We start from the raw sequence: 21798 nt of genomic DNA, 5'->3' as shown, positions 1-21798 counted from the left end.
GGCGGAGAGGCGGCCCATCAGGCCGCCAAGGGGCCGTCGAGCAGCCGGGCGCACAGGCGCGCGAGTCTCCCCCGCGAAGGGGGCGCCGCCCGTTCGATGGCGGCCGGGACTCCGCGTTCGAAGTCGTAGTGGCCCGAGAGCGGAAGGCACAGCGACTCGGCGATGGCGCTCGGCGCCAGACCGCCCGGCGCCGGGCCCCGGGTGATCAGGACCGGCTCGTCCGGCCCCGACGGCACGGACCGGGCCGCGAGCACCCCGCGCACCTCCGCCGGGACGAGCAGGACCGTGCGGTCCGCGGGCAGGTCGAGATCCCTCGGCCGGTCGGTGACGACGAGGTCGTAGGCCCGCCGTGCGGCCGCGAGGACCGAGGCGACGACCTCGGGCCGCAGGACGCATGGTCGGTCGTGGGCGTGGGAGAGCACGGCCACGCCCCGGGCCGAGGGAACCGCCTCCTCCAGCGCGCGAGGGGCCAGGTTTCCGCGCAGCCCCGCCAGCTCCGGCCACCGGGTGCCCGGCGTGGCTTCGAGTCCGAGAAGCGCGTCCAGGCCGCCGCCCCCGCGGTCGAGATCGACCAGGAGGACCCGGGCGCCGCCACGGGCCGCCACCAGGGCGAGGGTCGTGGCGAAGACCGACGCGCCGGATCCGCCGCGCGCCCCGGTGACGGCGATCTGCCTGCCGAAGGCACCGGGGAGGCATGCCCGGGCCATCCGCTCGGTCAGCCAGTCCTCTTCCTCCGGCAGGACGGCGACGCGTTCGGCGCCGAGGTCCATCGCCCGCCGGAACACCGGGACCGTCGCGGCTCCGGCGAGCATCACGACGCCGCCCCGGCGCGGGATCCGACCCGGTAAATCCGCTCCGATCAGGACGAGAGCCGCCTTGTGCACTGCCGCGCGCGCCTCGGCCGCGTCGCGCGCGACGAAGACCTCGACGGACGCCGCGGCCGCGAGCCGTCTGACCGCGTCGACCAATCCGGGATTCGTGGAAAGCACCAGCGCATTCATGGGAATCACACTCCCCGATGCGCGCCGATCCCGCTGAGCGGCCTGTGGATAAGTGCGACGACCCCCGCCGGGGGGGAGAGCGGGGGCCGTCGCGATGGTCCGGCTCCGGGGGGGTAGAGCCGGGCCCATCCTTTCGGGGAAAAGCCAGAGAAAGACGGGTTTGCTCGGTCCCGTCCGCCGCCGTGTCGGCAGATAGTTCATATGCTGCCCGATCACGGACGCTTCCGTCGAGGATCGGCCCTGATAACCATGAGCTTTTTTCTGGTCCTTCGGCGCGGATCACCTAGGGTGATCGAAATCGGTCGCACCGAAGATCGGTCGCGGCTCACACCGAGAACCCCTTGGGCCCCGCTCGGCGAGTCGCCATAACCGTGTCCCGCGCACCCCGTCCAAAAACAGGGACATTTCCCCATTCCCCCTTGTCAGGGGGCCGCTGAAGGCGTAGACCGGAATCACCGGACGAACAGTGTCCGGCACGGCATCTCGGTACCCACGCGCGACCAGCCACGAAAGGCTCCGCCGCGACGGGCAGGACCCGATCCGGCGACGACGAATGCACGCCTGGTAGCCGAGGGTGACGTGACGGCGGGCGACGGCGCCGCGGACGATTCCGGGCGGCGCCGCCCGTCACACTCGCCTCAGCCGCGCTCGATGGCCTCGCACAGGGTCTGGGAGTCGCGCGCGCCGTGCGTGACCGCGTCGGCGCAGTGCCTGATCCATTCCGCGACGCCCTCGGCGGTGCCGGACAGGTAGGCGTCGAACGCCTTTCGGTACTCCGCTTCCAGCTCCAGGTGCCCGACCTCCGGAGAGACCAGGGCCTTGGGGTCGAGACCGCGGTCGATGAGGGTCAAACGGGCCGCGGCGCGCGCGACGAGGCCGTCCGCCGAGCCGAAGGGCCGGAGCGCGAGGAGTTCCCCATGAACGATGGCGGCGACCACCACGGCGGGGGCCTTGGACTTCCCCGTAAGCAGATCGCTCAGCGCGTCCAAGCGGGCCGCCACCTCGGCAGGCGAAGGCGCACCCTCCTGGCGCGGCCGCCCGAGGTCCTCGGACGGGACGACGTCGCGGGCCGCCAGGACATGGAGGCGGGCGAAGACCTGGCGGGGCGCGGACTTCCACGTCGCCCCAAGGGGACCCATCTCCCCAGAGATCCGCAACGCGCCTTGGACGAGCGGGTGCGTGGCATGGCCGGAGCGCACCTCCTCGAGGTGCGCCTGGGCGCCCTCCAGGGCCGCCGAGGCGCGCGCGCCGCGCAGCAGGGACTCGGTCGAGACCTCGGTGCTCTTGCGCCGCAGCACGCGGTGCCCGCGCAGCCGGTCCACGGCCTTGCGCGCCGTGTCGCAGGCCTCCTCGACGCCGGGCAGCAATGAGACTTGAAGAAGAGCGTCGTCCACGGGGCTGAGGGTACACAGACCGGCGACGTGGCCTGCGTCACGTACTATCTGTAAGGAAACTTAGAAGTAAGTCCGTACTTGACAGCCCATACCGGCCCCCCGCTTAAGTGGAAGTCCAGGGCATCACCACGGCACGAAGGAGTACTCCGTGAGCCAGGAAGCGCTGTCGAATCTGCTGCGGGAGAACCGCAGGTTCGCGCCGCCGCCGGACCTCGCCGCCGCAGCGAACGTCAAGGAGCCGGCCTACGCGGAGGCGGACGAGGACCGCCTCGGCTTCTGGTCGCGGCAGGCCGAGCGGCTGGACTGGGCGACGCCCTGGACCCAGGTCCTCGACTGGAGCGACGCGCCCTTCGCCAAGTGGTTCGTGGGCGGCGAGCTCAACATCGCCTACAACTGCGTCGACCGCCACGTCGAGGCGGGCAACGGCGCCAAGGTCGCCTACCACTGGGAGGGCGAGCCCGGCGACACAAGGACGATCACCTACGCCGAGCTCAAGGACGAGGTCTGCAAGGCAGCCAACGCGCTCACCGAGCTCGGCGTGTCCAAGGGCGACCGCGTAGCCATCTACATGCCCATGATCCCCGAGACCGCGGTCGCGATGCTGGCCTGCGCCCGGATCGGCGCCACCCACTCCGTGGTGTTCGGCGGCTTCTCCGCCAAGGCCCTGCGCAGCCGCATCGAGGACGCCCAGGCCAAGCTCGTCATCACCGCCGACGGCGGCTACCGGCGCGGCGCCCCCAGCGCGCTCAAGCCGACCGTCGACGAGTCGGTGACCGACACCGTCGAGAAGGTCCTCGTCGTCCGCCGCACCGGCCAGGACGTCGACTGGACCGACCGCGACGTGTGGTGGCACGACATCGTCGACAGGCAGTCCGCCGAGCACACGGCGCAGCCGCACGACGCCGAGCACCCCCTCTTCATCCTCTACACCTCCGGGACGACGGGGAAGCCGAAAGGCATCCTGCACACCACCGGCGGCTACCTCACGCAGGCCGCCTACACCCACTGGGCGGTCTTCGACCTGAAGCCCGAGACCGACGTCTACTGGTGCACCGCCGACGTCGGATGGGTGACCGGCCACTCCTACCTGGTCTACGGGCCCCTCGCCAACGGCGCCACCTCCGTCATGTACGAGGGAACCCCCGACACCCCGCACAAGGGGCGCTGGTGGGAGATCGTCGAGAAGTACCGCGTCACCATCCTCTACACGGCGCCTACGGCGATCCGTACGTGCATGAAGTGGGGAGACGCGATCCCCGCGGAGTTCGACCTGTCCAGCCTGCGCGTCCTCGGCTCCGTCGGCGAGCCGATCAATCCTGAGGCCTACGTCTGGTACCGCGAGCGCATCGGCGGAGGCCGCGCCCCCGTCGTCGACACCTGGTGGCAGACCGAGACCGGCGCGATGATGATCAGCCCGCTGCCCGGCGTGACGCACGGCAAGCCCGGCGCGGCCATGCGTCCTCTGCCTGGCATCTCCGCCGACGTCGTCGACGGCGAAGCCAACCCGGTGCCTGACGGGTCGGGCGGTTTCCTCGTCCTCACCGAGCCGTGGCCGTCGATGGCCCGGACGATCTGGGGTGACCCCGATAGGTTCGTCGAGACCTACTGGTCTCGCTGGCCTGGCCTGTACTTCGCCGGAGACGGGGCGAAGAAGGACGAGGACGGCGACCTGTGGATGCTCGGCCGCGTCGACGACGTCATGCTCGTCTCCGGCCACAACATCTCCACCACCGAGGTCGAGAGCGCGCTCGTCGGGCACCCGCGGGTCGCCGAGGCCGCGGTGGTCGGCGCGAACGACCCCGTGACGGGCAAGGCGATCGCCGCGTTCGTCATCGTGCGCGGCGAGGGCGAGGTCGACGTGGAGGAACTGCGCGCCCACGTCGGCAAGACGCTCGGGCCCATCGCCAAGCCCAAGCAGGTCCTCGTCGTGCCCGAACTGCCGAAGACCCGCTCCGGAAAGATCGTCCGGCGGATCCTCCAGGACATCGCCGAAGGCCGTGAGATCGGCGACGCGACCACCCTCGCCGACACCAGCGTGATGGACTCCATCAAGAAGGCGCTCGGCATCTGAGGCCACCCCTGGGCGCCCCGGATCGGTCCGGGGCGCCCAGGGCCGGACCTCCCGGATACGATCGGTGAAAGATCGGCGGCGCCACGCGCTCCACACCGGCACCAGTAGGGGGTCCCCAAGATGGGTCGATCGAACGTCGAGGAGCAGAGCCTGGGCGAACTCGTGGCCGCGGCCACGGGCAACGTCCAGAAGATCGTCCGGGCCGAGCTCGAACTCGCCAAGATCGAGCTCAAGGACGACGCCAAGAAGGCGGGGATCGGCGGCCTCCTGTTCGCCGTGGCCGGTCTGATGGCGGGGATGATCGTCATCCTGCTCTCCATCGCCTTCGCCTATGCGCTGGTCGGCCTCGGCATGTGGCACTGGGCCGCGTTCGCCCTCGTCGCCGCGCTCTACCTGCTGCTCGCCGCGGTGCTCATCCTCATCGGCTGGCTGCGGATCAAGAAGATCGACGGCGCGCGCCGCACCCGCGAGACCCTCTCCGACGGCGTGAAGATGCTCAAGCGAACCCGTGAGCATTGACATCCCGGGCCCCTGGACCCACCGGGACGTCAGTGCCGGGGGGACCCGGTTCCACGTGGCCGAGCAGGGCGAGGGCCCGCTCGTGCTGCTCCTGCACGGCTTCCCGGAGTTCTGGTGGAGCTGGCACCACCAGCTGGAGGCCCTCGCCGCGGCCGGATACCGCGCCGTGGCCGTCGATCTGCGCGGGTACGGGGGGAGCGACAAGCCACCGCGCGGGTACGACCTCGTCACCCTCGCGAGCGACGCCGCAGGGCTGGTGCGCGCCTTGGGCGAGGCCAACGCGGCGGTCGTCGGGCACGACTGGGGCGGCCTGCTCGCCTGGACGATGGCGGTCTACCACCCGAAGGTGGTGCAGCGGCTCGTCGCGGTCTCCGCACCGCACCCGCTGCGCGTCCGGCGCGCCCCGCGCACCCCGTGGATGCTCCAGGCCCTGCTCAACCAGGCGCCGTTCCTGCCCGAGCGGCGGCTGACCGAGTACAACGGGGCCCGCGCGTCCCGGCTCCTGGAGCGCTGGTCGTCTCAGGGCTGGCCCGATCCGGCCACCGACCGGTACGTCCGGGCGGCGGTGCAGATCCCGGGCGTCGCGCACTGCTCGCAGGAATACCACCGGTGGTTCCTGCGCTCGGTGCTGCGCCCCGACGGTCTGCGTTACGCGCACCGAATGGCCGCGCCCATCCATGCGCCCACCTTGCACCTCCACGGCTCGCGGGACCCTGCGTTCCCGCCTTCGGTCGCCCAAGGATCCGGCCACTACGTCGAGGCCGACTACACCTGGAAGACGATCGACCGTGCCGGGCACTTCCCCCACCAAGAGAAGCCCGCAGCCTTCAACGCCGAACTCCTCGGCTGGCTGGGCCGCTGACATGCGCGACCGCGACACCGGCGGACGCCCCCGCAACGCCCGCCCCCGCGACGCCTACGGCAGGCCGCTCCCCTACGGCGCCGAGGGCGTGCCGACCATGCCGGACGACCTCGGCCTCGACGCCGCGGGCACCCTCGCCGAGGCCCGTCGGCTGCTCGCCGCCGACCGCCCGTTCCACGCGCACGAGGTCCTGGAATCGCGCTGGAAGTCCTGCCCTCCCGAGGAACGGCCCCTGTGGCGCGCTCTGGCCCAGTTCGCCGTCGGCCTGACCCATGTGCGGCGCGGCAACGCCCGGGGCGCCGACGCCCTTTTCACGCGCGCGGCGAGGGATCTGGCGGGCTACTCCGGCCCCGCCTACGGACTCGATCTCCCGGCCGTCATACGGACCGCCGAGACAGAGCACGACCTGCGCCTGTGAGGGGCGGGGTCAGTCGGCGCACTGACGGGTGTCGGCGGGCACTGTGGCGTTCCGCCCCGCGTCCGCGTCCGGCATGACCTCGGCGGCGGTGAGGGCGTATCCGGTGTCCCGGTCGGACATCGCGGCCGCGAAGATCACGCCGAAGACCGCGCCGTCCTCGGTGAGCAGCGGCCCGCCCGAGTTGCCCGGCTCGACCGTGCCGCGCAGGGCGTAGATCTCCCGCGTGACGTCGCCGCTGCGGTAGATGTCCGGGCCCTTGGCGTTCTGCCGGGAGCTGATCTTCGCGGCGCGCACCGTGTAGGGCCGGTTCTTGGGGAATCCCGCGACGACCGCCGGGTCTCCCCGCTCGGCCTCGGTGTCCCATTTCAGGGCCTTGGCGCGCAGACCGGGCACGTGGATGATGGCGACGTCCCGGGAGTAGTCGTAGAGCACGACCTCGCCCTCGTACTCGCGGGAGCCGACCTGGATCGACAGCGGCCCCTCGGTGCCCGCGACGACGTGCGCGTTCGTCATCAGCCGTTCCGGCGCGAACACGAAGCCGGTGCCCTCGATCCGGCGCTGGCGCGGTTCCGTCGTGCAGTCCGGCGCGGTGCCGACGATCTTGGCGATGCTGCGGCGGGCCTTGGTCAGGGCGGGCGAGGACTCGACGGACTTGTCGGGCGGTCCCACGTCGACCAGCGGTTCGCCGCCGAGCCCGTTGAAGACCTTCGGGAAGTCGGTGTTGCCGACGAACCTGTCGAACGACTCGGCCCACTTGTCGGCGGCCAGCGGCATGGCCTGGTCGACCCCGCGCAGCACCGCCGAGCTGTGGACCTGCCTGGACAGCGCGCGGATCGGCGACTGGTCGAGCAGCACGACTCCGATGAACCAGGCGACCAGCATGAGCGACAGCACGCTCACCACGGCGCCGCCCGCCGCGTCCAGGGCGCGGGCGCTGTCTCCGGTGACCCGGTTGCGCAGCACCGCGCCCGCCGAGGAGGCGATGAGCTGCCCGAAAGTGGCCGCCAGGAAGGCGATGACGATGGCCAGCAGCGCCTGCTGCGCCTCGCCCTCGACGACCCAGGTGACGAGCGGAGGGGCGATGAGCACGCCGAGGACGCCTCCGCCGACGAAGCCGACGAAGCTGAGCAGCCCGACGATGAAACCCTGCCGGTAGCCCGAAATGGCGAAGAGCACGATCAGAACGATCAGGATGACATCGAGGAGGTGGTCGCCCAGCACCGCTTCAACGTACCGGGAGATCCACGTTTTGAGAGTCCCCTGGCGGGACGAGATGGTGACCGGGCGTGTCACCGTACAGAGTGATTCATCCCCTTGCGGCGAGGTTGAGCACCTCCGGGGGGAGATCCTCCACGCGCGTCTCGTCCCAAGGCACCGCCCAGCCTCCGGCGTCCAGCACGTTGGTCAGCAGGCCCGCCGTGAAACCCCAGACGAGCATGTCCCGCACCTTGAACGCCGGTCCTACGAATCCGCCCGGGGCGCGCAGAGCGATCCGGTTCGCCGGATCGGCCAGTTCGGCGAGCGGCACCCGCGTGACGGAGGCGACCTCGCCCGGGTGGCCTGGAGACACCGCGCAAGGGGTGTGCCACCAGCCGGCGACGGGGGTCACCCGGAAATCACTGCGCGAAAGGTAGAGCTCGGGAAGCGTCGCCAGAACCTCCACGCCCGCGGGGTCCACCCCCGTCTCCTCCTGCGCCTCGCGCAGCGCCGCCGCCACCGGGCCGCCGTCCTCGGGGTCGACCGAGCCGCCGGGGAAGGCGGGCTGGCCCGCGTGCTTCTTCAGCGTCGCGGCCCTCTCCAGCAGCAGCACGTCAGGACCGTCCGGGCCTTCGCCGAAGAGGATCAGGACGGCGGCGGGCCGCGCCGACGGAGCGGGGCGCATGAACGGGGGCACGGGGATCTGCGGCGCCCGTTCACGGAAGAGGTCAAGCCAAGAGGGAATCACGTTCGGGCCAACACCCCTGAAGATGAGAATATTCACGTGGAGAACAGCGAGCGGCCCGCCAGGGCAGGCCTTCACCCCCCGCGAGCCTACCCGCCGGTACTGTCCGTGCGCTCCTATTCGCGGACGGCGAGCGCGTCCACCGGCCGCGGACGCAGCGCCGCCCGGCCCGCGAGCAGCGTCGCGGCGAGGGCCGGCAGGATCCCTCCGGCGAGGACCGCCCCGTACAGCGGCGCCGGGACCATGAGCGCTCCGCCCGCCATCGCCGACGCATAGGAGCTCAGCGTCACCAGGGCGATCGCCGTGCCCAGCGCCGACGCCAGCAGCACGAGGGGCAGCGTCTCAGCCGCCAGCGACCTCATCACCTGCGCCCTCGTCGCGCCCACCAGGCGCAGCAGAGCCAGCTCCCGGCCCCGGCCCAGGGTCGCCATGGCGAGGGTGTTCACCAGCGAGATGGCGGCGAACCCGATGATCAGGCCCAGCGCGACGTAGTTGGCGGACGAGTCGCCGGCCCGCGGCGCGGACGCGGGCGGGACCGCTCCGACCTCGCCGCCGAGCACGTCGGAGACCTCCTGGGCGGACATACCGGGTGCGGCGACGAGGAGGAGGTCGCTCACCGCGTCGTCCACGTGACCGGAAAGAGTCGTGATGGGCACGGTCACCTGGGCGAAGCCGAGGCCGCGCTCATAGGTGGCCACCACTTCCAGCGTCATGGGGCTGCCATCGCCCAAGGCGACTTCGACGCGGTCGCCCACCTCCATGCCCAGACGCTCCTGTACGGCCATCGTGCCATCGCGCAGATCACGGAGCGAGCCTTCGACCGGCTTCAGGTCCATGGTCCTCTCCAGCCCCTCCAGGGTGACCCCTTGGGTGCTGTAAGGCGAGGAGACCGTCCGGATGGTCGTCCTCAGCACCTCCGTGACCGCTTCCACGCCGGGCGTCCGCCGGAGCCGCGAAGCGTCCGGGGCGGGCACCTCGGGCCCGACGACGAGATCGGCGAGGGTCCCCGCGCGCGTCTGGTCCTCGGCGGCGGCGCCGAGCGTCGTCCCGGCCGCCAGGAGCGTGCAGCCCAAGGCGATCATCAGGGTCAGCGGCGCGACCACCGCAGCGGCCCGCTCCGCACCCGTGCGCAGCTGCTCTGCCGCGAGCCGCCCCGCCGGTCCCGTCAGCCGCAGCAGGGGCGCGAGGACCGCGGCGGCGCACCTGACGAGCAGCGGGCCGAGCAGGGCCACCGCCAGCGTCCAGACCAGCGCGGTGAGCGGCGTGAGCGGGCCGGCGCCTCGGTCGGTGGAGACCGTGGACAGCACCGCGGTGAGGACCGCGGCCGCCGCGATCGCCACGACGCCCGCCGCGATCCGGAGCGGGGCGACGCGGGAGCCTCCGGGGGCCGCCTCGCCCAAGGCCTCCACGGGCCTTACCCGGCCGGTCCTACGCGCCGACAGCCGAGCCGCCGACCACGCCGCGAGCAGGCTTCCGGCGACGGCGGCGAGCACGGGCAGCGGGCCCCTGACCAGCGGCAGATTCGGCGGGATCGCACCGAGATCGACGAAGGTCCGGTGCAGTGCCCACCCGAGCGGCAGCCCGGCGAAGGCGCCCGGCACCGCGGCGAGCGCCCCGATCACCAGCGCCTCCCGCCCGAGCATCCGGCGCATCTGGCGGGGGGTCGCCGCGATGGCCCGCAGCAGGGCGACTTCGCGGCGGCGCTGGAGCCCGGCGAGCGCGAAGACCCCCGAGACCGCCATGATCGCCACGATCAATGACGTACCGCCCAGCGCCGCGCCCATGCTGGTCAGCCGGGTCCCTGCCGCGTCCGCGCCGGGGAACTCCGCGCGCCCCCGGTCCGCGCCGGTGTGGACGGCGGCCCCCGTACCGGCCAGGGCGGCCCGAAGGTCGGCCGGAGACGGGGTGCCGAAGATCCCGAAGGCGGCGACCTCTCCTTGACGGGCGAGGCCACGCGCCTCCTCCGCGGTGAAGTACACCGACGGACGCGTCATCGTCCCCTGCGCGGTCACGCCGACCACGGTGTAGGGGCGCGTCCCCGTCGGCGTGCGCGCGGTGACGACGTCACCGGGATCGGCGCCGCCGTCGACCACGATCTCCCCGGCCTTCTCGGGCGCGCGCCCCTCGCCGATCGTGAGCGGCGTCAGCACGGCGGACTCCCAGGAGTGGCCCCAATGGCGCTCGCCCGAACCCCGCCCCAGGTAGACCGGGATCTCCAGGTCCGGCACGACCGACGCGACGCCCGGGACGGCCCGCAGCCGTCCGGCCAGGTCGGCGGGCAGCCACGGCCGCTCCACTACGGGCTTGTGCTTGACCTTCGCCTTGTCCTTCTTCTTCTTGACGAAGTCCATGGTGAGGTCGCCGGTGACCACATAAGGCACCCCGGCGTAGTGCTCAGGCGCAACGGATCCGCGCAGTCCGGTGTCGAGAAGCGTCCCGCAGGCGGAGACCAAGGCTGCGGCGCAGAACAGAGCGGTGAACGCACCGGCGAAGGCGGCTTTGCGATACCGCAGCGAAGACAGGATGAGGAACTTCACGACCACGCCCCCAGCTTCGTCATGCGGTCGGCCACCCGGCCCGCGCTCGGCGCGTCGAGGGTGTCCGCGATGCGCCCGTCCGCCAGGAACAGCACACGGTCGGCGTAGGAGGCCGCCACCGGGTCGTGGGTGACCATGACGACGGTCTGGCCGAGGTCGTCGACGGTCGAGCGGAGAAGGGTCAGCACCTCCCGCGCCGTCATGGTGTCCAGCGCGCCGGTCGGCTCGTCCCCGAACACCACCTCGGGGCGGGTGATCAGGGCCCGGGCGATCGCCACACGCTGCTGCTGGCCGCCGGACAGCTCCGCCGGACGGTGCCCGGCCCGCCCGCCGAGGCCGACCCCGGCGAGGATCCCGTCCACCCGGTCGCGGTCGATCCGCGCCCCGGCGAGGCGGAGCGGAAGGACGACGTTGTCCTGGACGGTGAGCGACGGCACGAGGTTGAAGGCCTGAAAGACGAACCCGATCCGCTCCCTGCGCAGCACCGTCAGCTCCGTCTCGTTCATCCGCGTCAGGTCGGCGGCGCCGAGCCGCACCCTGCCGGAGCTGACCCTGTCCAGGCCCGCCGCACAGTGCAGGAAGGTGCTCTTGCCCGAGCCCGAGGGCCCCATCACCGCGGTGAAGCGGCCCCGCTCCAGCCCGACCGTCACCCCGCGCAGCGCCGCGACGGCCCCGCGGCCCCTGCCGTAGACCTTGCTCACGTCGTCGAGCGCCACCGCGTCCAGGGCGGCCACCGTGTTCTCTCTCATGCCTTCCATGCTGGTCAGCCCGGGCTCACGGCGACAGAGACGCGGTCATCGGCCGCCCATGACCTCGTCATGGGTAGGGTCGTGAGGTGATCAGGTTGCTCCTCGCCGAAGACCAGCACGTGATCCGCGGCGCCCTCGTGGCACTGCTCGGTCTCGAACCGGACCTGGAGGTCGTCGCCGAGGCGGGGACGGGCGAGGAGGCCGTGGCCGAGGCGCTCGTCGCCCGGCCCGACGTGGCCGTGCTCGACATCGACATGCCCGTCATGGACGGGTTGACGGCGAGCGAGCGGCTCGCCGAGCGGCTTCCCGAGTGCCGCGTGCTCCTGCTCACCGCGCACGGCAAGCCCGGGCACCTCAAGCGGGCTTTGTCGGCGAAGGTGGCGGGCTTCCTGCTCAAGACGGCTCCTCCCGACCGTCTGGTGGCCGCCATCCGCGACGTCGCGCAGGGCCGCCGGGTGCTGGACCCCGAGCTCGCGGTCGCCGCCTGGGACCTCGCCGACGACCCCCTGACGCCCCGGGAGAAGGACGTCCTGCGTCTGACCGCGGAAGGCGCCGACGCCAAGGACATCGCCGTGGCCCTGTTCCTGTCTCCCGGCACCGTGCGCAACCACCTCACCGCGATCGTGGCCAAGCTCGGCGCGCGCAACCGCACCGACGCCGTCCGGATGGCCGCGGAGGCGGGCTGGCTGTGATCAGGCGGCGGCCGGCAGCTCGGCCGCCAGCCGGAACCACCGGCCGTCCCGGCGGACGGTGAGCGTCCCGCCATGGGCCGAGAGCCGGGTGGCGAGGTTGCCCAGCCCCGAGCCTGGAGGAGTCGGCCGGGCGGCCGGATCGAGCCCGTCGGTGGCGAAGTCCAGCCGGAGGGGTCCGTGCCCCGCCGACAGGGTGATCTCGCACCGCTCGGCCGCACCGTGCTTGAGGGCGTTCGTCACCGCTTCGCGCAGCACCGGGCCCAGGACGGCCGCCTGGGGTCCGGGCACGCTCCCGCGCGCCGTGACCGCGACCTCGAGCCCTGCCGCCTCCAGAATCGACCGCGCCGACTCCAGTTCCTCACCGAACGCGGCGGCCCGCGCCTCGGCGACCGGGCCCGGGACGTCCGCGCGCGCCCGCTCCGCCAGACGCGCGGCGTGGGCGAGTTCGGCGCGGGCCTTCACCGGGTCCGCCTCCAGGAGCCTGCGGGCGAGTTCGCACTTGAGCAGGACGGCGGCGAGGTTGTGGCCGAGCAGGTCGTGCAGGTCCCGTGCGGCCTTCAGGCGCTCCTCGACGACCGCGGCGCGGGCCAGTCCCACGCCCGCCTCCCTCAGCTCGCGAACCTGCTGGGCCAGCAGGATGAGCCCGCGCACCACCACGCCCGTGACCAGCACGCTCACGGCGAGGTTCACCACCACCGGCGGCCCCTGGCCCCACCATGCGGCGGCGAAGGCGACGAGCGCCGCGGTCAGCGCGGTGAGCGGCCAGGCGGCCGCGGCGGGCAGCGCGACGAGCAGTGACCCCGCGAAGAAACCCGACACCCCCGTCCAGGGCACCCCGAACCAGGGCAGGGGCAGGAAGCTCAAGGCGCCCTGGACCGCGAGGACGAGGACCGGCCTGCGGTAGCCGCGGCCCCAGCCGAGCTGCACCGCGCAGACGACCGCGAGCAGAGCCGCCGCCCAGGGCAGGAGCGGCGGAGGCGTCTGGAGCAGGCCCTTGAGGCTGAACCCGGCCAGGACCGCGGCCAGCAGGGCGAAAGACAGCCTCTCCGCAGAACCGTCGGACGGCGGAGGCGCTCCGGGCGTCGCCGGAACGGAGGCCTCCACCGTGAAACGGCCGTCGGGCCCGAGCTCGTAAACCAGGCTTCCGCCGACGGCGTCCAGGCGATCGGCCAGCCCTTGGAAGGCGTCGGCGGGTCTGTCGGCGGTGCGGGTTCCGTCGTCGCTCACCCGCAGCAGCACCCGGCCGGACCGCTGCTCCGTCTCCACCGCGCAGACCGTCGCGGTCCCCTCGGCGACCACTCGGGTCACCGCCTCGCGCAGGGAGGCCGCCAGGAGCGCGCCTGCCGGGCCGAGCGGCTCGGCATGTCCGATCCTGACCTCCGCCTCGACGCCGGCCGCGGCGAGGAGGGTGCGCGCCGCCGAGGCCTCCGGTGCCAGCGAGAGCGTGCGGAACTCCGCGGCCGCGGCGCGGACGGCCGCCAGCGCGGCGCGGGCCCTCACGAGCAGCGCGGCGATCGACGCCGCGGTCGGATCCGGCCGGACCGCCTCCCGCGCGAGCGCGGCGAGACCCGCGTCGAGGCCGTCGCGCAGCTCCGCGCCTATCCGCAGCCGCTCCTCGGCAGCGGCGTTCTCCGCGGCCGTCAGCCGTGCCGCGGCGACGGCCTCCACCTGGTCGGCGAGCCTGGTGAGGCCGTAGATGACGAGGGCCGTCAGCCCCGCGGTGATCGCGGTGTCGAGCGCCCCCGCGCCGAAACCGCTCCGTGCGGCCGCCGCCGGAAACGCCGCGGCGACCACGAGCACCGCGCCGACCTTCGCCGCCCGGCCCCGGAGGAGCAGCAGCGAACCGGCGAGAAGGCCCAGAACGCCCGCCGACACGTCCAGCGCGAAGACCGCGACGAACGCGAGAACGGCCTGGAGCAGAAGGGGCAGGAGCCCCGTCCACCGATAAAGCACATGCCGCAGTTGCAGGGCGAAGAGCGCGGCCACGAACCCCACCGCGAGCAGCGCCGCAGTGGGGTTCGGCGCTCTGCTCGGGGCCGCGAGCACGTACACCGAGCAGAAGGTCGCGAGGATGAAGACCACGGTCGCCCGAGCGGCGGTCGAGGAGCCTCCGAACCGCTCCCAGGACATCGCCCTCATCCTCACCCTCCGCACGAGGAGTTCGAGCAAGGGCCGATCACGCGAAGGAGCGGTCCCGGATGAGCTTGCGGGCCACCTCCGGGTCGGTGGGGCCGAGGCCGAAGGAGGGGCAGTCCGGCGCGAGCGGGCAGGCCCCGCAGGCGGGACGGCGCGCGTGGCAGCGGCGCCGCCCATGCCAGATCAGCCTGTGCGACAGAAGCGTCCAGTCCTTCTTCGGGAACAGCGCGGCGATCTCCGCCTCGACCTTGACCGGGTCGTCCTCGTGCGTCCAACCGAACCGCCGCGCCACCCGCCCGAAATGGGTGTCCACCGTCAGCCCGGGCACCCCGAACGCGTCGCCGAGGACCACGTTCGCGGTCTTGCGGCCGACGCCGGGGAGGGTGACGAGATCGGCCAGTCTGCCGGGGACCTCACCACCGAACCTGTCGCGGATGGCCACCGAGAGACCCATGATCGACTTCGTCTTGGCGCGGAAGAAGCCGGTCGGCTTGATGATCGCCTCGACGTCCTCGGGGTCGGCCGCCGCGAGATCGTCCGGGGTCGGGTACTTGGCGAACAGGGCGGGCGTCGTCAGGTTCACCCGCGAATCCGTCGTCTGGGCCGACATCACCGTCGCCACCAGGAGCTGGAACGGGTTCGTGAAGTTCAACTCGCAGTGCGCGTCCGGGTAGGTCTCGCCCAAGGTCCGGTTCATCCTGCGCACCCGTCGCACGAGTCCGAGCCGGGTCTCCTCTTGAAACCGCTTCGTCCTCTGCTTCGCGGTCGCCTGCGTCGCCATAGCGCCAAGAGTAGGACGTCGGGTCGACTACCGCGATCGCGGTAGTCGACACAGCCATGTTCGCGGCGAAACGCCTGTTCAACGGCGAAGTCGATCACCTGTCGGCGGTACCCGAGGTGACCGCGGACGGGTGATGTGCGGGACCGGGTCGGCGATCTAGCGTCGAGGTGGAGGGAAGAGGGGGCGGAAAATGTTCGGGAAATCGCGGGCAGGATGTCGAGGAAGCCGGGGCGGCTCCGACCAGTGGGTGAAAGCGTGCCGGAAGGGCACCGGGGAGAGGAGCGGATATGAAGTACCTGCTGATGATCTACGGCAACCAGGAGAAGTGGGATTCGCTGCCGGCGGAGGAGTGGCCGAAGGTCATCGCCGCGCAGGACGCCTTCAACAGGCGCTTCATGGAATCCGGCGAACTGCTGGGCGCCTACGGCCTCGCCGACGCGGTGAACTCCCGGCTCGTGCGCCGGGTGGACGGCGCGCCCGCGATCACCGACGGCCCCTACCTGGAGACCAAGGAGTACATGGCCAGCTTCTACCTGCTCGACGTCGAGTCCGAGGAGCGGGCACTGCAGATCGCCGCCGAGATGCCGAGCGCCGATCAGCACCCCGTCGAGGTCTGGCCGGTGCCGCACGAGGCCCCGAGCCCGTGACGCTGAGCCGTGCCACCGAGGACCTGCTGCGCGATCTCACGCCGCGGGTCCTCGGGGCGCTCACGCACCGGCACGGCCGGTTCGAGGCATGCGAGGACGCCGTACAGGAGGCCCTCTCCGCAGCCGCCGCGCAGTGGCCGAAGGAAGGGGTCCCCGAGAATCCGTACGGCTGGCTGCTCACCGTGGCCTCCCGCAGGCTGCTCGACGCCTTCCGTTCGGAGAGCGCCCGGCGCGCGCGGGAGACGGCGCTGGCCGTCGCGACACCGCAGTCGGAGATGCTGGGCGCCGCGGCCGACGCCCCGCCGGAACGCGACGACTCGCTGACGCTCCTGCTGCTGTGCTGCCACCCGTCGGTGTCGATGCCGAGCCGGATAGCGCTCACCCTGCGTGCGGTCGGCGGGCTCACCACCGCGCAGATCGCCGCGGCTTTCCTCGTGCCGGAGGCGACGATGGCCCAGCGGATCAGCCGGGCCAAGCAGGCGATCCGCGAAGCCGGCGCCTCCTTCGCGCTGCCGGAGGAGGCCGAGCTCACCGAGCGGGTGCGCGCGGCCGCGCATGTGCTCTACCTCGTCTTCAACGAGGGGTACACCAGCACTTCCGGCAGCGATCTCACCGCGCCGCAGCTCGCGGACGAGGCGATCCGGCTCACCCGGATGCTGCGGGCGGCACGTCCCGGCGATCCCGAGGTCGCCGGGCTGCTGGCCCTCATGCTGCTCACCGACGCCCGCAGACCGGCCCGCACCATGCCGGACGGCGATCTGGTGCCGCTCGGCGAACAGGACCGTTCGCTCTGGGATCCCCGCCTCCTCGCCGAAGGGCTCGCTCTCATCGAGGAGACGCTGGGCGGCGGCGGCCTGCTCGGGCCCTACCAGCTCCAAGCCGCGATCGCCGCGGTGCACTGCGAGGCGCCCTCGGTGGCGGAGACGGACTGGCCGCAGATCCTCGGCCTCTTCGATCTCCTGCTCAGGTACGACCCCAGTCCCGTGGTCCCCCTCAACCGGAGCGTGGCCCTCGCCATGGTGGCCGGCCCGGCCGTCGCCTTGGAGGCCCTCACCGCCCTCTCCGAGGACAAGCGCATCGCCCGCCACCACCGCTACTTCGCCACCCGCGCCCACATCCTCGAACTCCTCGGCGACACCTCCGCCGCCGCGACCGCCTACCGCGAGGCCGCCCGCCGCACCCTCAGCCGCGCCGAACACCGCCACCTCACCCTCCGCGCCGCCCACCTGTCCCCACCTGATTCCTCCACCCGCCCATTACCGCACCGACCGTGCGCGTGCCGCGGAGAGGGAAGCCCGGCTGGCGCAGGCGCGCGATCGGGTGAGGGTCTGAACGGGAGGCACGGGTGAGGGATGCGGGCCGCTCGGTTGGCTCTTGGAGGCGGGCCATCAGGTGGGCGTCGAGGAAGCCGCGCTCGGAGGCCGGGTCGTGGACGAGCCGGGCGAACGGGACGAGGCCCGATCCTGCGAGCAGGTCGGCGAACCGATCTACGGGCCAGCTGTAGGCGGGTGCCACCTTGTGGTCGAAGCGGACGGGTTCGGGGGCGTCCGTAGCGAAGAACGAGACCAGGAGCAGGCCGCCCGGAGCCAGGACACGGGCCTGCTCATCGAGCAGCGCGGGCAGTTCCGCAGGAGGGGTGTGGATCATCGAGTAGTAGGCCAGCAGACCGCCGAGCGCGCCGTCCCCGACCGGAAGGGATTCCATCCGCGCCTCGTCGAACCGCAGCTCCGGGTAGGCCCGGCGAGCGTACTCGACCATGCCCCGGGACAGGTCGAGGCCGAAGGCTTCCAGCCCCAGGTCGTGCAGCATCGCGGACAGATGCCCCGGCCCGCATCCGACGTCGGCGACCCGAAGGTTCCCCGTCTCTCGCACCAGTTCGGCGAAGCCGGCGAGCATGGCCCGCGCGAACGGCCGAGTCTCCAGCCGGTCGGCGAACATCGACGCGTACAACTCGACGACGGCGTCGTACGCGGCCCCGGTCCCCTCGTGATGCCCCACCACAACCGAGGACGCTAACACGCACCAGCCGCCCTCATCCCGAACACGGGTGAGGCACGGGAACGGAGCGGGCGCGGGACGGGAAGGGGCGGGGTGGCATAGGCGGGACGGGGCGGAGCAGGCGTGGACGGGACAGGACGGGCACAGGGCGGGGCTGGCGCGGGACCGAACGGGTGAGGCAGGCGGGGCGGTTGGGTGGCGCGGCGTCAGGGGGCGCGGTAGGGGTGGGTGCGGTGTGGTGTGGGGGATGGTGGCCGGCGGGGAGACGGCCATGGTGGGTGTGGGGGTGGAGTGGGGGCTAGATGTTGAGGTTGTTAGGGGGTGGGGGTACTAGATGTAGAGTTCTCTTGTGCTGGTCCGCCCTTTGGGGTGGGGAAAGAGGGAACCCGGTGGGAATCCGGGACTGCCCCGCAGCGGTGAAGGGGAACGGAAGCCGTCAGAGAGCACTGGTCCGCGAGGGCTGGGAAGCGACGGCCGGTAGGCGAGTGGTGGGCGCCCCTGAGTCCGAAGACCTGCCTGCACGTGTTTCGTCCATAGGTCCCGAGGGAGGGCCGGCGGACGCGTGTGCGGGCATGGCCGTGCGCCGTCCTCGTGCGCCCTCGGGCAGTGCTGCACGAGGGAGAGCAGATGACGGTGACCGAGACGGCTGCCGATCGCGAACAGGCGATCCGGGAGGCGGCCGCACGGGTCGCGGCCGATCCGGACCAGTCGCGGGTCGCGGCCGGGCTGCTGGCGGAGCTGATCGCCGACGAGGCGGCGGCGGAGGGCGCGGTGGCGTTCTCGGCGTCGATCGCGCTGGCGCGGGAGCAGGGGCTGCTGAACGAGCGGACCGCGGTGTTCGTCGCGCGGAACGCGGCCGCGCTGGACGCGCTCGTCGACCACGGGGCCGACGCGCGGCTGGAGTACTTCGGGATGCGCACGGTCTACGACAGGTACCTGCTGCGCCACCCCGTCACCCGCAAGGTGATCGAACGGCCGCAGTACTTCTTCCTGCGGGTCGCGTGCGGCCTCGCCGACACCGTCGAAGAGGCAGGGCGGCTGTACGGGCTGATGTCGCGGCTGGAGTACCTGCCGTCGTCGCCGACGCTCTTCAACTCGGGGGCGGCGCGGCCCCAACTGTCGTCGTGCTTCCTGCTGGACTCGCCGCGCGACGAGCTGGAGTCGATCTACACCCGGTACGGGCAGGTCGCGCGGCTGTCGAAGTACGCGGGCGGCATCGGGATCTCCTGGTCGCGGATCCGTTCGCGCGGATCCCTGATCCGCGGCACCAACGGGCACTCGAACGGGATCGTGCCTTGGCTGCGGACCCTCGACGCGTCCGTCGCCGCGGTCAACCAGGGCGGGCGCCGCAAGGGCGCGGCGTGCGTCTACCTGGAGCCGTGGCACGCCGACGTCGAGGAGTTCCTCGAGCTGCGCGACAACACCGGCGAGGACGCGCGGCGCACCCACAACCTCAACCTCGCGCACTGGATCCCCGACGAGTTCATGCGGCGGGTCGACGCCGACGCCGACTGGTCGCTGTTCGACCCGAAGGACGTGCCCGAGTTCGTCGACCTGTGGGGCGAGGAGTTCGACGCCGCGTACCGGGCCGCGGAGGCGGCCGGAAAGCACGTGAAGCGGGTGCCGGCGCGCGCGCTCTACGGCCGGATGATGCGGACGCTCGCGCAGACCGGCAACGGCTGGATGACGTTCAAGGACGCCGCGAACCGGGCCTGCAACCAGACGGCCGAGCCCGGCAACGTGGTGCACCTGTCGAACCTGTGCACCGAGATCATCGAGGTGACGAGCGACGGCGAGACCGCGGTGTGCAACCTCGGTTCGGTGAACCTCGCCCGGCATGTCGGCGCGGACGGGTTCGACTTCGCGCGGTTGCGCGAGACCGTCCGGACTGCGGTGCGGTTCCTGGACCGGACGATCGACCGCGGCTTCTACCCGACGGATGAGGCGCGCCGCGCGAACCTGCGGTGGCGTCCGGTGGGGCTCGGGGTGATGGGCCTCGCCGATGTGTTCTTCACGCTGCGGCTGCCGTTCGACTCGGCCGCGGCGCGGGAGCTGTCGACCGCGATCGCCGAGGAGATCGCGCTGGCCGCGTACGGGACGTCGGCGGACCTGGCGGAGGAGCTCGGCGCGCACCCGTCGTACGGGGCGACGCGGGCGGCCCGGGGCGTGCTGCACCCCGACCACTTCCCCGGGGCGGCGCACAGCGGTGAGTGGGCGGCCGTGCGGGAGCGGGTCGCGCGGACGGGCCTGCGCAACTCGCTGCTGGTGGCGATCGCGCCGACGGCGACGATCGCCTCGATCGCGGGCGCTTACGAGTGCGTCGAGCCGCAGGTCAGCAATGTGTTCAAGCGGGAGACTCTGTCGGGCGAGTTCCTCCAGGTGAACCGCTACCTGGTGCGCGACCTGCGCGAGCGGGGGCTGTGGATCCCCGAGATCCGTGACGCGATCAAACGGGCCGAAGGGTCAATCCAGGACATCTCGGTCATTGACGACGACCTGAAGGCGCTCTACCGGACGGCGTGGGAGCTGCCGCAGCGCGCGCTCATCGACCTCGCGGCGGCCCGGACCCCGTTCATCGACCAGGCGCAGTCGCTCAACCTGTTCATGGCGACGCCGACGATCGGCAAGCTCTCCTCGATGTACTCCTACGCGTGGAAGTCGGGGCTGAAGACCACCTACTACCTGCGCTCCCGCCCCGCGACGCGGATCGCGCAGACCACGGTGGCGGCGCCGGGCACCGCGCTCGACGGCACGCCGGGCCAGGCCGCCGACGACGCCGCGTCCGCGCCGCGAGCCGGCCGCCCGCCGACGGGACCCGGCTCGCCGGAAAGCGGCCCCGCGTTCGGCGGAGGCGCAAGCGCACCGCTCGCTTTCGTCGACGCGGACGCGGTCGCGTGCTCCCTGGAGAACCCCGAGATCTGCGAGGCGTGCCAGTGATGACCCTGCTCGATCCCGGCATGGACCTGACGCTCCGGCCCATGCGCTATCCCGACTTCTACGAGCGCTACCGGGCGGCGATCCGCAACACCTGGACGGTCGAGGAGGTGGACCTCGCGTCCGACCTCGCCGACCTGGGGCGGCTGACGCCCGAGGAACTGCACCTGGTGAAGCGGCTCGTGGCGTTCTTCGCCACAGGCGATTCGATCGTCGCCAACAACCTGGTGCTGAACCTGTACAAGCACGTCAACAGCCCGGAGGCGCGGCTGTACCTTTCGCGGCAGCTCTTCGAGGAGGCCGTGCACGTCCAGTTCTATCTGACGCTGCTCGACACCTACCTCCAGGACGACGAGGAGCGCAGGCAGGCGTTCGCGGCGATCGAGCACATTCCGTCGATCCGGGCGAAGGGCGAGTTCTGCTTCAGGTGGATCGACTCGATCTCCGGCCTTGAGGAGCTGCGGACGGCCGAGGAGCGCCGCGGCTTCCTGCTGAACCTCATCTGCTTCGCCGCGTGCATCGAGGGCCTGTTCTTCTACGGCGCCTTCGCCTACGTCTACTGGCTGCGCTCGCGGGGCCTCCTGAACGGCCTGGCGAGCGGGACGAACTGGGTGTTCCGCGACGAGTCCCTGCACATGGACTTCGCGTTCGCGGTCGTCGACACGGTCCGGGCCGAGGAGCCCGGACTGTTCGACGACAAGCTGACGGCGCAGGTGACCGAGATGCTGGAGGAGGCGGTGGCCGCCGAGCTGGCGTTCGCCCGCGACCTCTGCGGTGACGGCCTGCCCGGGATGTCGGCGGCCGACATGCGCTCCTACCTGGAGTACGTCGCCGACCAGCGGCTCGCCCGGCTCGGCATGCCCGCGCGTTTCGGGACGGCCAACCCGTTCGGGTTCATGGAGCTCCAGGACGTGCAGGAGCTGTCGAACTTCTTCGAGCGGCGGGTATCGGCCTACCAGGTCGCGGTCGAAGGATCGGTCGCGTTCGACGAGGATTTCTGACGGCACCTTCGGGGCGGGCGGCGCGTCCGCACAGCCCGCCCCGGCATGGCGGATGCGGCAGTCCACAGCTGAATCACCCGCAGGTGCAAGGTATATGACCGTTTGATCCTTGTATT

Annotated in this window: 17 protein-coding genes, 1 pseudogene and 1 riboswitch; of the genes and pseudogenes, 9 read left to right on the top strand and 9 right to left on the bottom strand. The window is 72.1% G+C overall.

The features are described from left to right. Nucleotides 1–17: 17 nt before the first annotated feature. Nucleotides 18–1001 carry a septum site-determining protein Ssd gene (gene ssd, locus ACYVOM_RS10605; protein ID WP_460303100.1) on the bottom strand — a complete coding sequence of 328 codons (984 nt, stop codon included), beginning with the start codon at nt 999–1001 and terminating at the stop codon, nt 18–20. Nucleotides 1002–1639: 638 nt separating this feature from the next. Then, nucleotides 1640–2395 (bottom strand): Fic family protein, encoded by a 756-nt coding sequence (locus tag ACYVOM_RS10600; RefSeq protein WP_460303099.1) that lies wholly within the window; start codon nt 2393–2395, stop codon nt 1640–1642. A 148-nt stretch (nt 2396–2543) separates the two neighbouring features. Between ACYVOM_RS10600 and acs the strand changes: the two genes are divergently transcribed. From acs to ACYVOM_RS10580, 4 genes are all read left to right on the top strand, one after another. Then, entirely contained in the window at nt 2544–4466 is a 1923-nt protein-coding gene (acs, locus tag ACYVOM_RS10595; RefSeq protein WP_460303098.1) for an acetate--CoA ligase, read from the top strand. Between the two features lie 120 nt (nt 4467–4586). Next, nucleotides 4587–4985 (top strand): phage holin family protein, encoded by a 399-nt coding sequence (locus tag ACYVOM_RS10590; protein WP_460303097.1) that lies wholly within the window; start codon nt 4587–4589, stop codon nt 4983–4985. Beyond that, the gene (locus tag ACYVOM_RS10585) at nt 4975–5847 is read left to right on the top strand and encodes an alpha/beta fold hydrolase (protein WP_460303096.1); all 873 of its coding nucleotides are present in this window, start codon (nt 4975–4977) and stop codon (nt 5845–5847) included. The genes ACYVOM_RS10590 and ACYVOM_RS10585 overlap by 11 nt, the downstream gene beginning before the upstream one ends. A gap of 1 nt (nt 5848) precedes the next feature. Then, nucleotides 5849–6265: a DUF309 domain-containing protein gene (locus ACYVOM_RS10580; RefSeq protein ID WP_460303095.1), complete on the top strand. Its 417-nt coding sequence runs from the start codon at nt 5849–5851 to the stop codon at nt 6263–6265. Between the two features lie 9 nt (nt 6266–6274). Here ACYVOM_RS10580 and ACYVOM_RS10575 read toward each other — a convergent pair whose 3' ends face one another. From ACYVOM_RS10575 to ACYVOM_RS10560, 4 genes are all read right to left on the bottom strand, one after another. Further along, nucleotides 6275–7486 carry a MarP family serine protease gene (locus ACYVOM_RS10575; RefSeq protein ID WP_460303094.1) on the bottom strand — a complete coding sequence of 404 codons (1212 nt, stop codon included), beginning with the start codon at nt 7484–7486 and terminating at the stop codon, nt 6275–6277. 85 nt (nt 7487–7571) lie between these two features. Continuing rightward, on the bottom strand, nt 7572–8147 hold the full coding sequence (locus tag ACYVOM_RS10570; RefSeq protein WP_460303093.1) for an NUDIX hydrolase: 576 nt from the start codon (nt 8145–8147) through the stop codon (nt 7572–7574). A 176-nt stretch (nt 8148–8323) separates the two neighbouring features. Then, nucleotides 8324–10750, bottom strand: coding sequence for an ABC transporter permease (locus ACYVOM_RS10565; protein ID WP_460303092.1), 2427 nt, complete (start codon nt 10748–10750; stop codon nt 8324–8326). Then, nucleotides 10741–11493, bottom strand: a complete 753-nt coding sequence (locus ACYVOM_RS10560) for an ABC transporter ATP-binding protein (protein WP_460303091.1) — start codon at nt 11491–11493, stop codon at nt 10741–10743. The genes ACYVOM_RS10565 and ACYVOM_RS10560 overlap by 10 nt, the downstream gene beginning before the upstream one ends. Before the next feature lie 86 nt (nt 11494–11579). Between ACYVOM_RS10560 and ACYVOM_RS10555 the strand changes: the two genes are divergently transcribed. Continuing rightward, nucleotides 11580–12185 carry a response regulator transcription factor gene (locus tag ACYVOM_RS10555; RefSeq protein WP_460303090.1) on the top strand — a complete coding sequence of 202 codons (606 nt, stop codon included), beginning with the start codon at nt 11580–11582 and terminating at the stop codon, nt 12183–12185. Here the strand turns inward: ACYVOM_RS10555 and ACYVOM_RS10550 are convergent, their stop codons facing one another. Both ACYVOM_RS10550 and nth read right to left on the bottom strand, forming a co-directional pair. Then, complete coding sequence (locus tag ACYVOM_RS10550; protein WP_460303089.1) at nt 12186–14315, bottom strand: sensor histidine kinase; 2130 nt, start codon at nt 14313–14315, stop codon at nt 12186–12188. Nucleotides 14316–14361: 46 nt separating this feature from the next. Beyond that, nucleotides 14362–15102 (bottom strand): endonuclease III, encoded by a 741-nt coding sequence (gene nth / locus ACYVOM_RS10545; RefSeq protein WP_460303088.1) that lies wholly within the window; start codon nt 15100–15102, stop codon nt 14362–14364. A gap of 287 nt (nt 15103–15389) precedes the next feature. Here nth and ACYVOM_RS10540 point away from each other — a divergent pair, with 287 nt between their 5' ends. Together ACYVOM_RS10540 and ACYVOM_RS10535 are read left to right on the top strand one after the other, a co-directional pair. Beyond that, nucleotides 15390–15749 (top strand): YciI family protein, encoded by a 360-nt coding sequence (locus tag ACYVOM_RS10540; RefSeq protein ID WP_460303087.1) that lies wholly within the window; start codon nt 15390–15392, stop codon nt 15747–15749. After that, entirely contained in the window at nt 15746–17098 is a 1353-nt protein-coding gene (locus ACYVOM_RS10535) for an RNA polymerase sigma factor (protein ID WP_460303086.1), read from the top strand. The genes ACYVOM_RS10540 and ACYVOM_RS10535 overlap by 4 nt, the downstream gene beginning before the upstream one ends. A gap of 154 nt (nt 17099–17252) precedes the next feature. On the opposite strand, the pseudogene ACYVOM_RS10530 reads toward ACYVOM_RS10535, so the two are convergent. Then, a pseudogene (locus ACYVOM_RS10530) lies at nt 17253–17645 on the bottom strand (class I SAM-dependent methyltransferase); the annotation flags it as partial. 438 nt (nt 17646–18083) lie between these two features. After that, a riboswitch (cobalamin riboswitch) is annotated at nt 18084–18281 on the top strand. Between the two features lie 93 nt (nt 18282–18374). On the opposite strand from ACYVOM_RS10530, the gene ACYVOM_RS10525 reads away from it, so the two are divergent. After that, nucleotides 18375–20684, top strand: a complete 2310-nt coding sequence (locus ACYVOM_RS10525; protein WP_460303085.1) for a ribonucleoside-diphosphate reductase subunit alpha — start codon at nt 18375–18377, stop codon at nt 20682–20684. After that, the gene (locus ACYVOM_RS10520; RefSeq protein WP_460303084.1) at nt 20684–21682 is read left to right on the top strand and encodes a ribonucleotide-diphosphate reductase subunit beta; all 999 of its coding nucleotides are present in this window, start codon (nt 20684–20686) and stop codon (nt 21680–21682) included. Before ACYVOM_RS10525 ends, ACYVOM_RS10520 begins: the two co-directional genes overlap by 1 nt. The last annotated feature ends 116 nt before the right edge of the window (nt 21683–21798 follow it).

This window comes from Actinocorallia aurea (assembly GCF_054783995.1).
Note: the sequence above shows the minus strand (reverse complement) of the source record. Positions and strands in the feature narration are given on the sequence as shown.